At 71.8% G+C, this 12355-nt stretch carries 15 protein-coding genes; 14 read left to right on the forward strand and 1 reads right to left on the reverse strand.

Features of this window, described 5'->3' with window-relative positions:
- Positions 1-2 precede the first annotated feature (2 nt).
- The 11 genes from ACZ6S8_RS30745 (at position 3) to ACZ6S8_RS30795 (ending at position 8235) form a co-directional block, all read left to right on the forward strand.
- On the forward strand, positions 3-374 hold the full coding sequence (locus ACZ6S8_RS30745; protein WP_469460692.1) for a TadE/TadG family type IV pilus assembly protein: 372 nt from the start codon (positions 3-5) through the stop codon (positions 372-374).
- Positions 375-378: 4 nt separating this feature from the next.
- Complete coding sequence (locus tag ACZ6S8_RS30750; protein ID WP_469460693.1) at positions 379-756, forward strand: TadE/TadG family type IV pilus assembly protein; 378 nt, start codon at positions 379-381, stop codon at positions 754-756.
- A gap of 2 nt (positions 757-758) precedes the next feature.
- Positions 759-2105: a CpaF family protein gene (locus tag ACZ6S8_RS30755; RefSeq protein WP_267718278.1), complete on the forward strand. Its 1347-nt coding sequence runs from the start codon at positions 759-761 to the stop codon at positions 2103-2105.
- Positions 2102-3040, forward strand: a complete 939-nt coding sequence (locus ACZ6S8_RS30760; RefSeq protein ID WP_469460694.1) for a type II secretion system F family protein — start codon at positions 2102-2104, stop codon at positions 3038-3040. Before ACZ6S8_RS30755 ends, ACZ6S8_RS30760 begins: the two co-directional genes overlap by 4 nt.
- A gap of 13 nt (positions 3041-3053) precedes the next feature.
- Entirely contained in the window at positions 3054-3944 is an 891-nt protein-coding gene (locus ACZ6S8_RS30765; protein WP_469460736.1) for a DUF5936 domain-containing protein, read from the forward strand.
- Positions 3945-3947: 3 nt separating this feature from the next.
- The gene (locus ACZ6S8_RS30770) at positions 3948-5282 is read left to right on the forward strand and encodes a sensor histidine kinase (RefSeq protein WP_469460695.1); all 1335 of its coding nucleotides are present in this window, start codon (positions 3948-3950) and stop codon (positions 5280-5282) included.
- Entirely contained in the window at positions 5279-5965 is a 687-nt protein-coding gene (locus tag ACZ6S8_RS30775; RefSeq protein ID WP_469460696.1) for a response regulator, read from the forward strand. Before ACZ6S8_RS30770 ends, ACZ6S8_RS30775 begins: the two co-directional genes overlap by 4 nt.
- Positions 5966-6075: 110 nt before the next feature.
- On the forward strand, positions 6076-6321 hold the full coding sequence (locus ACZ6S8_RS30780; RefSeq protein ID WP_469460697.1) for a hypothetical protein: 246 nt from the start codon (positions 6076-6078) through the stop codon (positions 6319-6321).
- Positions 6321-6980 (forward strand): pilus assembly protein TadG-related protein, encoded by a 660-nt coding sequence (locus ACZ6S8_RS30785; protein ID WP_469460698.1) that lies wholly within the window; start codon positions 6321-6323, stop codon positions 6978-6980. The genes ACZ6S8_RS30780 and ACZ6S8_RS30785 overlap by 1 nt, the downstream gene beginning before the upstream one ends.
- A gap of 255 nt (positions 6981-7235) precedes the next feature.
- Positions 7236-7595: a hypothetical protein gene (locus ACZ6S8_RS30790; protein ID WP_469460699.1), complete on the forward strand. Its 360-nt coding sequence runs from the start codon at positions 7236-7238 to the stop codon at positions 7593-7595.
- A 4-nt stretch (positions 7596-7599) separates the two neighbouring features.
- Entirely contained in the window at positions 7600-8235 is a 636-nt protein-coding gene (locus tag ACZ6S8_RS30795; protein ID WP_469460700.1) for an OmpA family protein, read from the forward strand.
- Positions 8236-8359: 124 nt separating this feature from the next.
- Here the strand turns inward: ACZ6S8_RS30795 and ACZ6S8_RS30800 are convergent, their stop codons facing one another.
- Positions 8360-8947: a TetR/AcrR family transcriptional regulator gene (locus ACZ6S8_RS30800; RefSeq protein ID WP_469460701.1), complete on the reverse strand. Its 588-nt coding sequence runs from the start codon at positions 8945-8947 to the stop codon at positions 8360-8362.
- 126 nt (positions 8948-9073) lie between these two features.
- Between ACZ6S8_RS30800 and ACZ6S8_RS30805 the strand changes: the two genes are divergently transcribed.
- From ACZ6S8_RS30805 to ACZ6S8_RS30815, 3 genes are all read left to right on the forward strand, one after another.
- Positions 9074-10666 carry an MDR family MFS transporter gene (locus ACZ6S8_RS30805; protein ID WP_469460702.1) on the forward strand — a complete coding sequence of 531 codons (1593 nt, stop codon included), beginning with the start codon at positions 9074-9076 and terminating at the stop codon, positions 10664-10666.
- Positions 10667-10951: 285 nt separating this feature from the next.
- Positions 10952-11821 (forward strand): polysaccharide deacetylase family protein, encoded by an 870-nt coding sequence (locus tag ACZ6S8_RS30810; RefSeq protein ID WP_469460703.1) that lies wholly within the window; start codon positions 10952-10954, stop codon positions 11819-11821.
- 143 nt (positions 11822-11964) lie between these two features.
- The gene (locus tag ACZ6S8_RS30815) at positions 11965-12288 is read left to right on the forward strand and encodes a nuclear transport factor 2 family protein (protein WP_469460704.1); all 324 of its coding nucleotides are present in this window, start codon (positions 11965-11967) and stop codon (positions 12286-12288) included.
- Positions 12289-12355: the final 67 nt, after the last annotated feature.

A 12355-nucleotide genomic window follows, 5' to 3' on the forward strand; every position in this document is an offset into this window, starting at 1 on the left:
CGGTGGCCGCCCGGAGAGGCACGCGCGCGCGGGGCGGGGACCGCGGCCAGGTGGCCGTCGAGTTCGTCGGCACGGTCCCGCTGATCCTGCTGCTCGTGGCGGCGGTGTGGGAGTGCGTACTGATCGGGTACGCGTTCTCCCTGGCGGGCAACGCGGCGGACGAGGCGGCCCGGGCGGGGGCGGTGACGGGCGACTCCGCGTGCGCGGCGGCGGCGGGGGAGCACGTCTCGGGGGCGTGGAACCCGCGCGTGGTGTGCCGCCCGGCCGGTGACGTCTACACGGCCACGGTCACGCTCAGCATCCCCGTCTTCTACCCGGGGCTCGACTTCGGCTCGATCGAAGGCAAGGCCGGCGCGGCGATGGAAAGGGAGTGACAGGGTGGAACGGAAGCGGCAGCGGCGCTCCGACCGGGGCCAGGTCGCCATCGAGTACATCGGGTTCGTGCCGATCCTGCTGTTCGTCGCGCTCTGCGGAATCCAGCTCGGCTGGATCGCCTACGTCCACGAGCAGGCCGACACGGCCGCCCGCACGGCGGCCCGCGTCGAAGCCCGCCACGGCAGCGGCGGCGCGGCCGCCGGTGCGGCGGCCGTCAAGGCGAGCCTCGCCCCGGACGTCGTGGTGACCAAGGGCACGGACGCGGTCACCGCCGTGGTGACCATAAAGATCAACTCGCTGGTTCCCGGACTCGGCGTCCCCGACGCCAGGGCCACCGCCGTCATGCCCAACGACGACCCGACGCTCCCGAAGGGCCCCTGACCATGAGCCTGCGTTCCCGGGTCAACACCCCGGACGACCGCCACGGCCCCCGCGAGGACGGCCGGCTCGTCTCCTCCTACCGCGCCAAGCTGCTGGAGGAGATCGACCTCGCCGAGATGTCGGCGCTCGCGCCGGCCGAGCGCCGGGCGCGCCTGGAGCGCGTACTGGGCCACATCATCAGCCGCGAGGGACCGGTCCTCTCCACCGTCGAGCGCGCCCAGCTGATCCGGCGCGTCGTCGACGAGGCCCTCGGGCTCGGCGTGCTCGAACCGCTGCTGGAGGACGCCTCCATCTCCGAGATCATGGTCAACGGCCCCGACCAGATCTTCGTCGAGCGGGGCGGCCGCGTCGAACAGCTCCCGTTGCGCTTCGCCTCGCACGAACAGCTGATGCAGACCATCGAGCGCATCGTCTCCACCGTCAACCGCCGCGTGGACGAGGCCAATCCGATGGTCGACGCCCGCCTGCCCAGCGGCGAGCGCGTCAACGTCATCATCCCGCCGCTCTCCCTGACCGGCGCCACCCTCACCATCCGCCGCTTCCCGCGCGCCTTCACCCTGCACGAGATGATCGGCCTCGGCTCCCTCGACGAGCAGATGCTCCTGCTCCTGTCCGGGCTGGTCCAGGCGAAGATGAACCTGATCGTCTCGGGCGCCACCGGCACCGGCAAGACCACCCTCCTCAACGCCCTCTCCGGGCTGATCCCGGAGGGCGAGCGCGTCATCACCATCGAGGACTCCGCCGAGCTCCAGCTCCAGCAGGCCCACGTCATCCGGCTCGAATCAAGGCCGGCGAACGTCGAGGGCAAGGGCCAGATCACCATCCGCGACCTGGTCCGCAACTCCCTGCGCATGCGCCCCGACCGCATCATCGTCGGCGAGGTCCGCGGCGGCGAGACCCTCGACATGCTCCAGGCCATGTCCACCGGCCACGACGGCTCCCTCGCCACCGTCCACGCGAACAGCGCCGAGGACGCGCTGATGCGCCTGCAGACCCTCGCGTCGATGTCCGAGGTGGAAGTGCCCTTCGAGGCGCTCCAGGACCAGATCAACAGCGCCGTGAACGTCGTCGTCCAGCTCACCCGCTTCGGCGACGGATCGCGCCGCATCACGGAGATCGCCATCCTCGACTCGCACGGCCGCGAACCCTTCCGGATCACCACGGTCTGCCGCTACGTCGCCCAGCCCATGGGGGCCGACGCGCGCGTCCACGGCCGCTTCGAGTACTACCCGCTGCCGCGCCGGATCGCGGACCGCCTCTACATGAACAACCAGCCGATCCCGCAGGCCTTCGGGGTCGCCCTGTCCGACGACCCGCTGACCGCCCGCATCACCCGGACCGCCCTGTGAACCCGACCGTTCTGCTCACCCTCGGCGCCACCCTGCTGGCCTGCCTGTTCGTCATCCTCGGCGTGCACGCGTACGCCGCCGGCCGCGCCCAGCGCGCCGCCCTCGTCGAGCGCCTCACGTCGGCCGGCGCCCCGGAGCCGACGGGCCGGCGCCGCCGCTTCCCCGCGGTGGACCGGCGGCTGCGCCGGACGAAGTTCGGCCGCCGCATCGAGGTGCGGCTGGCGACGACGGGCCTGGACACCACGCCGGGCGAGTTCTTCGTCTACATGCTGCTCGGCGTCGGCGGGGTCTGGCTGATCGCGGCCGCGCTGCTGGCCCCGTTCTTCGGCCCGGTGGCCGGCCTGATCGGGCTCTGGTCGGCGAACGCCTTCCTCACCTGGCAGCGGTCCCGCCGCACCGAGCGGTTCATCAACCAGCTCCCGGAGCTCGCCCGGATCCTGGCCAACGCCACCCAGGCGGGCCTGGCCCTGCGCACGGCCATCGGGATCGCCGCCGACGAACTGGAGGCGCCGGCGGGCGAGGAGCTCGGGCGCGTCGCCGACCGGCTCGCCCTCGGCCACTCCATCGAGGAGTCCCTCGGCGAACTCGCGGAACGCCTCCCGTCCCGGGAACTGGTCGTGCTCGTCTCCACGCTGGTGCTGTCCGCCCGCGCGGGCGGCACGATCGTCGAGAGCCTGCGCAACCTCACCGTGACGCTGGAGCAGCGCAAGGAGACCCGCCGCGAGATCCGTACGCAGCTCTCCCAGGTGACCGTGACCGCGTACCTCGTACCGGCCATCGGGCTCGGCTCGCTGCTGCTGGTGGACATGATGATGCCGGGTGCGCTGGACCGGATGACGGGGGCCTTCATCGGGCAGACCGCGGTCCTGGTCGCGCTCGGCCTCTTCACCCTCGGCTTCGTCCTCATCCGCCGCCTGTCCAAGATCGACGTCTGAGGGGGCCGACGTGATCACTGTTCTCCTGGCCCTGCTCGTGGCGGTGTCCGTCCTCGGCGCCTTCCACGGCATCCGGCTCTACCGCGCCGACGTCAAACTCCCCACCGACCTGGCACTGGCCCTGGAGGTCGGCGCGACGCGCACCACGGCGGTCGGCTCGCTGGTCGACCGGATGGGCATCCGCTGGGCGCCGCTGGTCCTGCGCCTGATGGGCCCGAACCGGGTGGCGCGCAAGCGCCGCCAGATCGACATGGCCGGCAATCCGGCCGGCCTCACCATCGACCGGTACGCCGCGCGCCGCGCCGTGTACGGCCTGCTGGGCGGACTCGGCGCCTTCTCGATGCTGATCAACGGGCAGCTGGTGGCGGCCCTGCTGATGGTCGCCTTCGGCCTGTTCTGGATCGAGGCCGGCCTCTGGTCGGCCATCCGCGTCCGCCGGGACCACATCGAGCGCACCCTGCCGGACTTCCTGGACGTCCTCGCGGTCGTGGTCAGCGCGGGGCTCGGCTTCCGGCAGGCGCTGGACCGCGTGGCGCACAAGTACGAGGGCCCGTGGGCGGACGAGATCCGGATCACCCTCCAGCAGATGGACATGGGCGTCGGCCGCCGCCAGGCCTTCGACGAACTGCGCCGGCGCAACGACTCCGAGCAGGTCGCGCAGTTCGTCACCGCCCTGCAGCAGGGCGAGGAGCTGGGCTCCCCGATCGTGGAGACCCTCATCGCGATCGCCGAGGACATGCGCCGTACGGACGCCCAGAACGCCCGCCGGCGCGCGGCGCGGGCCGTCCCGAAGGCCACGTTCGCCGTCACGATGTTCATGCTCCCCGGCACGCTGATCCTGCTCGTCTGCGGCTTCGTCTACGGGGCGAACGTCGATTTCGGCGCGCTGCTCGGGGGCGGGTGAACCATGGCGGCACTGGACGTCACGCCGGGCGCGGCGCCGGACGGCGCGGGGGCTGGGTGGTGCGCGGCGGCGACCCGCGGGGTGCGGGCGGTGCGGGCGGCGCGGCCCGCCTCCGGGCCGTCGTTCGCGCTCCAGGTCAACGCCCTCCAGGCACTGTGCCGCCAGGTCTTCGCGTTCCGGCTGGTGATGATCGCGCTGGGCGCGCCGCTGGCGCTGGGCCGGACCGCGCCCGGCGGGCCGACGTACCTGGTGGGCGCGGCCGTGCTGGTCACCTCCGTGCTCTCCTACGCCCTGTTCCGCGACTGGGAGCGCTTCGGCCCGCTGCTGCTCCGGCACCGCTGGCTCCTCGTACCGGACATGGCGTTCAGCGGGCTGCTGCTGGTGACGGCGACGCCGGAGTCCCCGCTCGGGCTCGTCGCCGTCTGCACCCCGCTGCTCGCCGGACTGCTCTACGGCTGGCGCGGCTCGGCGCTCTACGCGGCCGTCCAGGGGGTCGCCGTGGCCGCCCTCGCGCACGGGCCGGTCCTGCCGGCCCTGTGCCTCCTGGCGGGCGCGGCGGGGGTGTGCCTGCGCGACCTGCTGTTCCGCTTCGGCGCGGCCGGCCGGGACCTGACCGAGACCCGCGCCCGGCTGGCGGCCGCCGAGGCGGTCCGGGCCGAACGGGAGCACCTGGCACGGGAGATGCACGACTCGGTGGCCAAGACCCTGTACGGGCTGGCCCTGACCGCGGACGCCCTCGCCCGCACCTCCGACCCGGCGGCGGTCCGCCGCCAGGCGGACCTGCTCGCGCAGGCGGCCCGCCGCGCGGCGGCGGAGTCCCGGGAGCTCCTGACGGACCTGCGCCGGGACGCGGAGGCGGGGGCGGAGCCCGTGCCGAGGGCAGGGGCAGGGGCCGGATCAGGGTCGCAGGGGGCGCCGGTGGTGTCGGCGCTCCGCACACTGCTGCGCTCCGCGACGGAGGCGGGGACGGGCGAACTGAAGGTCACGGGCGTGACGCCGCCCGTCCCGTCCCCGGTGGCCCGGCACCTGGTCTCCGTGGCGGCGGAGGCCCTGGAGAACGTACGCCGGCACGCGGACGCGGCCCGCGTGGTGGTGGAGCTGGCGACCGGCGGCGCCGAACTCACCCTCACCGTCACCGACGACGGCCGCGGCCTGCCGGCCGGCGGGTCCGACCTCGCCGCCCTGCGCGCCGGGGGCCACTTCGGCCTGCTCGGCATGGCGGAACGCGCGGCGGCGATCGGAGCCCGCCTCGGGCTCGGCCCGGGCCCGGACGGCCCCGGCACCCGGGTCCGCCTGACCCTCCCGCTGGCCGCCCTGACCCCGGAGGGGCGCCCGTGACCCCGACCCGCGTCCTGATCGCCGACGACAACCCGGTCGTCCGGGCGGGCCTGGCCGCGCTCCTGGCCACGACGGAGGACCTGACGGTCGTCGCGGAGGCGGTGGACGGCCGCGAGGCCCTGGTCCTGACCCGGAGCCACTCCCCGGACGTGGTCCTGCTGGACGTCCGGATGCCGGGGGTCGACGGCATCTCGGCCCTGCCGCACCTGGTCCGGCTGGCGCCGGTGCTGATGCTGACGTACAGCCAGGAGCCGGACCTGGTCCGGGAGGCGCTGCTCCTGGGCGCGGGCGGGTATCTGGTGCACGGCGAGTTCACGTCCGACGACCTGGTCCGCGCGGTCCGCGACGTCCGCGGGGGCCGCGCCCACTTCACGCCGACGGCGGCCAACGCGTTGGTCACGGAACTCCGGTCCTCTTCGCAACAGCAACGAACTGTGGGACAGTCTTCTGAGCGGATCCACAACTCCGTTGCATTCGGCCTGAGTTCCCGGGAGGTGGAGATCATGGACCTGATCGCGTCCGGGATGAACAACCAGCGGATCGCGGCCGCGTGCTTCATCAGTGAGAAGACGGTCAAGAACCACATCAACCGCATCTTCGCCAAGCTCCAGAGCACCACCCGCAGCGAGGCGATAGCCCGCTGGCTGGGAACCGCCCGTCCAGGAGTGACCGGCCATGGGTAGACAGAGTGCGCAGTGGGTCCGTAATTGGGCCCCGGGACCCTTGGTAACGACCGGTGACTCGCCGTACCGTCCGCAAACCAACAGCGGTACCGGCCCGGGAGGGAACCCCCATGTCACACAGCTCGCTGCTGAAGGCGACCGTCGGTGCGAAGATCCGCCTGACCAGCTGGTCGGACACGACGATCACCCGAATCCGCCAACGCCACGCGAACCTCGACCGAGGCCAGACGGCGTTCGAATACCTGGGCATCATCCTGGTGGTCGTGGTGATCATCGGAGCGATCGTCGGGTCGGGCATCGGCGCGGAGATCACCACGAAGATCAAGAAGGCAGTGACGGACATCAAAGCCGGCTAATGCCCGCGCGCGGAAGGTGCAGGGGCGACCGGGGGCAGGCCTTTCCCATCTACGTCGTGGTGGTGGCGGGTCTGCTCTTCGCTGCGTTCGCCTTCTTCGTGGTGGGCCAGGCCTCGGTCACCCGCAGCGACGCGCAGGGTGCGGCCGACGCGGCCGCACTCGCGGGTGCGAGGGAAACCAGGGACGGGGCGTTGGCCGGTCTCGATCTCGTCGCGTGGAAGCCCGGGGACTGGGAGGAGTTCCTGACGGGGAAATTGCTCACCGGTAACGGTGCCTGCGCCGCGGCCGAGGATTTCGCGGCCAGGAACGGTGCGGAGGCTCAGTGCCAGGCGCTGATCCCCCGTGTCACGGTCGCGGTGGAGACGGAGCGGACCGTGGGCAATTCGGTGGTTCCCGGTACGGACGGCATGCACGGCACGGCGGACGCGACCGCCGTGATCGAGTCCCTCTGCGTACTGGGGTCGGCACCCGCTCCCAGCGCAACACCCACCCCGGGCGGTGGCACACCGTCTCCGACCTCCACGCCGACACCGCCTCCCGCCCCGGACCCCGTCAGGCTGAACTGCAAGGACGGCAAGCGCGTGGAGATCGACCCACTCAAACCCGGATCCTTGCGCGCGCTGGCGCGGAGCCTGTTCAGCGTGCGACTGATCCACTGACAGCGAACGAGAGACAAGGAAGCGTCGTACATGAGCATTCGGCACTTGGTGAAGGCCCGTGGGGGAGCCGCCGCAGTGGTTGCGGTGGTCTTCGCCGTCACGTTGGCCGGGTGTGGTGGAGAGGGCAAGCAGAAGCCGCCTCAGCAGTCCTCGGCACCGCAGTCGAAGGATTCGGGCAGCCCGGCCCCGGCGCCGAGTGCGGAGAAGAGTTCCGAACCCGCGAAGATCCTCGCCACGGTGGAAGGGGCCAGCGGCATGTCCTTGGTGATCAATTCGATGCAACGGGATCCCGGTGGCTTCCTCACCGTCAACGGGCAGATCAAGAACACCGGCAGCGAGTCCTTCGCGGGCACCTCGGCATGGCGCGGCATCGAGCTGAAGGGCACCGGGGAGTCCGTGGCGGGCGCGACCCTGGTCGACAAGGCGGGCAAGAAGCGCTACTACGTGCTCCGAGACACGGAGGCCCGGTGCCTGTGCACGACAGGAATCTCAAGCGTCGGCCCCGGACAGGTGATCCCCTTCTTCGCCCAGTTCCCCGCGCCGCCCGCTTCCACGGGCGAGGTGGAGTTCAGCCTTCCCACCTTCGCCACGGCCACCGTCAAAATCTCCGGGTGAGCTCATGAAAACCAGCCATCGCGCAGCAGCAGCCACGGCGATCTCCGCTCTCGTCATCGGAGCAGCCCACCTGATCGGCGCCACCGCCGCCCACGCGGACGACGTCAAGCCGTCCGTGCCCCCCGGTACCGAGCCGTCCGCGTCCGCGCCCGTCGCGATCGACTCCAACGCCCCCGGGCTGAAGATCCCGCAGGGCGGGACCCTCGCGCCGGTCAAGGTGCTGGACATCGCCGAGGTCGTCGAGGACCTCGGCGGGGAGCAGCGGCGGCAGGAGACCAACCAGACCGTCATGATGGCGCTCCAGTCCGAGGTGCTGTTCCCCGAGAACAGCGCGGTCTTCAACGCGCAGGCCGCCGCCCGGATCCAGGCCATCGGCAACGAGATCAACCAGCAGAAGGCGACCCGCATCCGCGTCTTCGGGTTCACCGACGACCAGGGCAGCTACGAGCACGGCCAGGTGCTGTCCAAGCAGCGGGCCGACGCCGTGCAGTCGGAGCTGGCCAAGACGGTGACCGCCCCCGGCGTCGTCTACGACGTGCGCGGGTACAGCGAGGACTACCCGGTCGCCGACAACAGCACCGAGGAAGGCCAGAAGAAGAACCGCCGGGTGGAGATCACCTTCCCGCGCAGCGAGAAGTAGCGGCCCCCAGCCCTCAGCCCCCGGCCCCTCGGCTCCCGCTTCGGCCCCGGCCGGCCCAGCACCCGCCCCGCCCGCCGCCCCGCCCGCCGGGCCGCCCCGCCCGGCGGCCGGGGCCGGGTGCCCGCTACGCGTCGCGGTGGGCCTGCGTGATGAGGTCCGTCGCGACCTCCAGCGCCGCCTGGCGCGTCTCCTCCGGGTCGCCCTCCACGTGCTGGAGGAACATCATCCCGGCGTGCAGGGTGAAGAGCGCGCTCACGCAGCGGACCTGGTCCGTCAGCGGCCCGTCCTCCGTGCGCAGCAGCTCCACCAGCCGGAACAGCCGCTTCTTCACCGTCTCGCCGATGCTCAGCTCGCGCGTCGTCGCCTGGTTCTCCTGCATGAAGCGGTACAGCGACGCCCCGTCGGCCATGGCCCGGCTGTAGCGCCGCAGCACCTCCCGCTTGGTCTCCAGGGTGTGCGGCTGCTCCTGGGCCCATGCGATCAGCTCGTCGATCGGACGCGTCAGGTCCTCGAACAGGCTGATGATGATGTCTTCCTTGGTCTTGAAGTGGTAGTACAGCGCCGCCTTCGTGACGTCGAGCCGCTCCGCGATCTCGCGCAGCGACGTCTTCTCGTACCCCTGCTCCGCGAAGAGCTCCAGCGCGACGTCCTGGATGCGCTGACGCGTGTTGCCACGGCGCTGCTGCGGACCGCTGCTGGAACTGGTGGTCATTGCTCTCCTCGAAAGAAAATACTTACTTGACGCCCGGCTAGTTACGGGGCTACCTTCCCCCAGTGTAGTGAACTAGCCGGGCGGCAAGTAAGTTCCGGCGGTGCAGGAAGTGCCAGGGGAGTGGACATGAGCGAGACAGTCAAGACGGCGGACACCTCGAAGGAGGTGAAGCCGCGCAGCGTGCGGGTCGTCCTGATGGCGCTCATGATCGCGATGTTGCTGGCGATGCTCGACAACATGATCATCGGCACCGCGATGCCGACGATCGTCGGCGAGCTGGGCGGCCTGGAGCACCTCTCCTGGGTGGTCACGGCCTACACCCTGGCCACGGCGGCCTCCACCCCCATCTGGGGCAAGATCGGCGACATGTACGGGCGGAAGGGTTCCTTCCTCGCCTCGATCGTCATCTTCCTGATCGGCTCCGTGCTCAGCGGCATGGCCCAGGACATGGGCCAGCTGATCGGCTTCCGCGCGATCCAGGGCCTCGGCGCCGGCGGTCTGATGGTCGGCGTCATGGCGATCATCGGCGACCTGATCCCGCCCCGCGAGCGCGGCAAGTACCAGGGCATGATGGCCGGCGTGATGGCCCTCGCCATGATCGGCGGCCCGCTGGTCGGCGGCACCATCACCGACCACATGGGCTGGCGCTGGTCCTTCTACATCAACCTGCCCCTCGGCGCCGTCGCCCTCGCGATGGTCACGGCCGTGCTGCACCTCCCGAAGAAGACCGGACAGGTGCGCCCGAAGATCGACTATCTCGGCGCGGCGCTCCTGACCGTCGCGATCACCTCCACGGTCCTCGTCACGACCTGGGGCGGCACCGAGTACGCCTGGGGGTCCGCCGAGGTCCTCGGCCTGATCGCCGTGGGCGTGGCGTCCACCGCCGCGTTCCTCTACGTCGAGACCAAGGCCGCCGAGCCGGTCATGCCGCTGCACATCTTCCGCAGCCGCAACTTCACCCTCATGTCGGTGATCGGCTTCCTCGTCGGCTTCGCGATGTTCGGCGGCGTGCTCTACCTCCCGCTGTTCCAGCAGTCGGTGCAGGGCGCCTCCGCCACCAACTCCGGCCTGCTGCTCCTGCCGATGCTGCTCTCGATGATGCTCGTCTCGCTGATCGCGGGCCGCGTCACCACCAACAGCGGCAAGTACAAGATCTTCCCGATCATCGGCGGCGCGCTCATGGTCGTCGGGCTCTTCCTGCTCGCGACGATGGACACCGACACCACCCGGCTGATGTCCGGGGTGTACATGGCCGTCCTCGGCGCCGGACTCGGCTTCCTGATGCAGATCACCATGCTGGTCGCGCAGAACAGCGTCGAGATGAAGGACATGGGCGTCGCGTCCTCCTCGGCGACCCTGTTCCGCACCCTCGGCGGCTCGTTCGGCGTGGCCCTGATGGGCTCCCTCTTCACCACCCAGGTCACCGACACCATGCGGGACCGCCTCGGCCCGGAGGCCGCCACGGCCGCCGGCTCCGCCCAGTTGGACGCCGCGAGCCTGGCCAAGCTGCCCGAGGCCGTACGCGACGCCTACCAGCACGCGGTGGCCGCCGGCACCCACTCGGCGTTCCTGCTCGGCGCGGCCATCGCCGTACTGGGCTTCGCGGCCGCCTGGTTCGTCAAGGAGGTCCCGCTGCGCGGCGGCGGCCCCGCGACCCCGGACGCGGACGACGAGCAGGCGGCCCCCGCGCCGCAGGCGACCGCGACCCCCGTCCACTAGTGAACGGCGGCGGCCCCGGCCGCCGTTGCACGGCCCGGCCCCGGTGGAGAACCCCTCCACCGGGGCCGGGCCGTTTCGGCGTACCCGGACGCCCTCCGTTCCGGGTAGGACATCTCACCGTTTCGCTCGGTTTCCCCTGGGCAGGAATTCGTGACGATCAAGGACCAACGTCCCCTTACACGGACTTTAAGGGGCAATCGGCTGGAACCCCTCCACGGAGACGCTCGTCCTGATCCACGGAACGCTCGCAAGGCGATGGGGAGGAGTGGACGGTCCATGGGCTTCATGGCACGCATCACAGAGCAGGGCACCCGGGCCCGAACGGCCGTCGCGGCCACCGCGATCGCCGTGGCGGCGACGGTGTGGGGGGTGTCGACGCTCGTCGGGCCCGGACACGCCCCCGCACACGACATCGCGGGGGACCACGACCCCGCGCGCCCGGGCGGCTCCGGCACCGGCCCCGGAGGCAAGCCGGCGCAGGGGATACCCGAGGGCATGGCCCACGCGTCGGAGAGCGGCGCGAACGCCGTCAACATCACCATCGACGACGGCCCCGACCCCCGCTGGACCCCGAAGGTGCTCGACGTCCTGGCCGAGCACGGGGTGAAGGCGACCTTCTGCATGATCGGCCCCCAGGCCGAGGCCCACCCCGACCTGGTCAAGCGCGTCGCCGCCGCGGGCCACCGCCTCTGCGACCACACCATGAACCACGACACCGCCATGGACAAGAAGCCGGTCGCGTACCAGGAGCAGCAGATCCTGGACGCGAAGAAGCTGATCGAAGCGGCCGCGGGCGGCGCGAAGGTGGAGTACTACCGGGCCCCCGGCGGCGCGTTCACCCCCGACAGCCGGCGCATCGCCGCCGCGCACGGGATGCGTCCGCTCGGCTGGAACGTCGACACGAAGGACTTCGGCAAGCCGGGCGCGGGCGCCATCGTCGAGGCCGTGAAGCGCGAGATCGGCAACGGCCCGACGGTCCTCTTCCACGACGGCGGCGGCAACCGCGCGCAGACCGTCGAGGCGCTCGACGGAGTGCTCGGCTGGCTGGAGCGGCAGGGCCGGCCGACCGGCTTCCCGGTCCGCACCGCCCCCGACGCCCCGAACGCCGTCAACGCCGCCGGCGCCACGGAGCCCGGCGCCGGCAAGGCCTCCTGACACGCCGTCCGGCAGCGGCAGGCCCCTCCTGACACGCCGTCCGGCGGCGAACGGGTGACGGTCGGCCGCCCGGCCCGCCGCCCGGTGTTCCCTGGGTCGCGCACGCCCCCCCCGCGCCCGCCCCGCCACCCCAGGAGGCCCCCGTGATCGAACCGAGCCAGCTCTCCGACCCCGCCGTCCGCGCCTTCGTCACCGCCGTCAACGCGGGCGACCAGGAGGCCTTCCGCGCCGTCCTCACGCCCGGGGCGACCATGTCCGACGACGGGTCGGACCGTGATCTCGCCCAGTGGGCGGAGAAGGAGATCTTCTCCTGCAACGGCCACATGTCCGTCGACTCCGAGTCCGACGGGGGCCGCGCCCTGATCGTCGACTACCGCAACGACACCTGGGGCGAGATGCGCACCGCCTGGCGCTTCACGGTCACCGACGACGGCCGGGTCGACCGCTTCGAGACCGGCCAGGCCTGAACCCTCCCCCTTGACGGAACGGCGCCGTCCGGCCGCGGGCTCCCGTACGGGTGAAAGCGCGCCCGGC

This window comes from Streptomyces sp. NPDC048461, from assembly GCF_055587105.1.

What these genes read in the sequence shown, in the direction of transcription:
- ACZ6S8_RS30755 (WP_267718278.1), top strand. Translation starts at nt 759, where the DNA reads ATGAGCCTGCGTTCCCGGGTCAACACCCCGGACGACCGCCACGGCCCC.
- ACZ6S8_RS30770 (WP_469460695.1), top strand. Translation starts at nt 3,948, where the DNA reads ATGGCGGCACTGGACGTCACGCCGGGCGCGGCGCCGGACGGCGCGGGG.
- ACZ6S8_RS30780 (WP_469460697.1), top strand. Translation starts at nt 6,076, where the DNA reads ATGTCACACAGCTCGCTGCTGAAGGCGACCGTCGGTGCGAAGATCCGC.
- ACZ6S8_RS30785 (WP_469460698.1), top strand. Translation starts at nt 6,321, where the DNA reads ATGCCCGCGCGCGGAAGGTGCAGGGGCGACCGGGGGCAGGCCTTTCCC.
- ACZ6S8_RS30790 (WP_469460699.1), top strand. Translation starts at nt 7,236, where the DNA reads ATGTCCTTGGTGATCAATTCGATGCAACGGGATCCCGGTGGCTTCCTC.
- ACZ6S8_RS30795 (WP_469460700.1), top strand. Translation starts at nt 7,600, where the DNA reads ATGAAAACCAGCCATCGCGCAGCAGCAGCCACGGCGATCTCCGCTCTC.
- ACZ6S8_RS30800 (WP_469460701.1), bottom strand. Translation starts at nt 8,947, where the DNA reads ATGACCACCAGTTCCAGCAGCGGTCCGCAGCAGCGCCGTGGCAACACG.
- ACZ6S8_RS30805 (WP_469460702.1), top strand. Translation starts at nt 9,074, where the DNA reads ATGAGCGAGACAGTCAAGACGGCGGACACCTCGAAGGAGGTGAAGCCG.
- ACZ6S8_RS30810 (WP_469460703.1), top strand. Translation starts at nt 10,952, where the DNA reads ATGGCACGCATCACAGAGCAGGGCACCCGGGCCCGAACGGCCGTCGCG.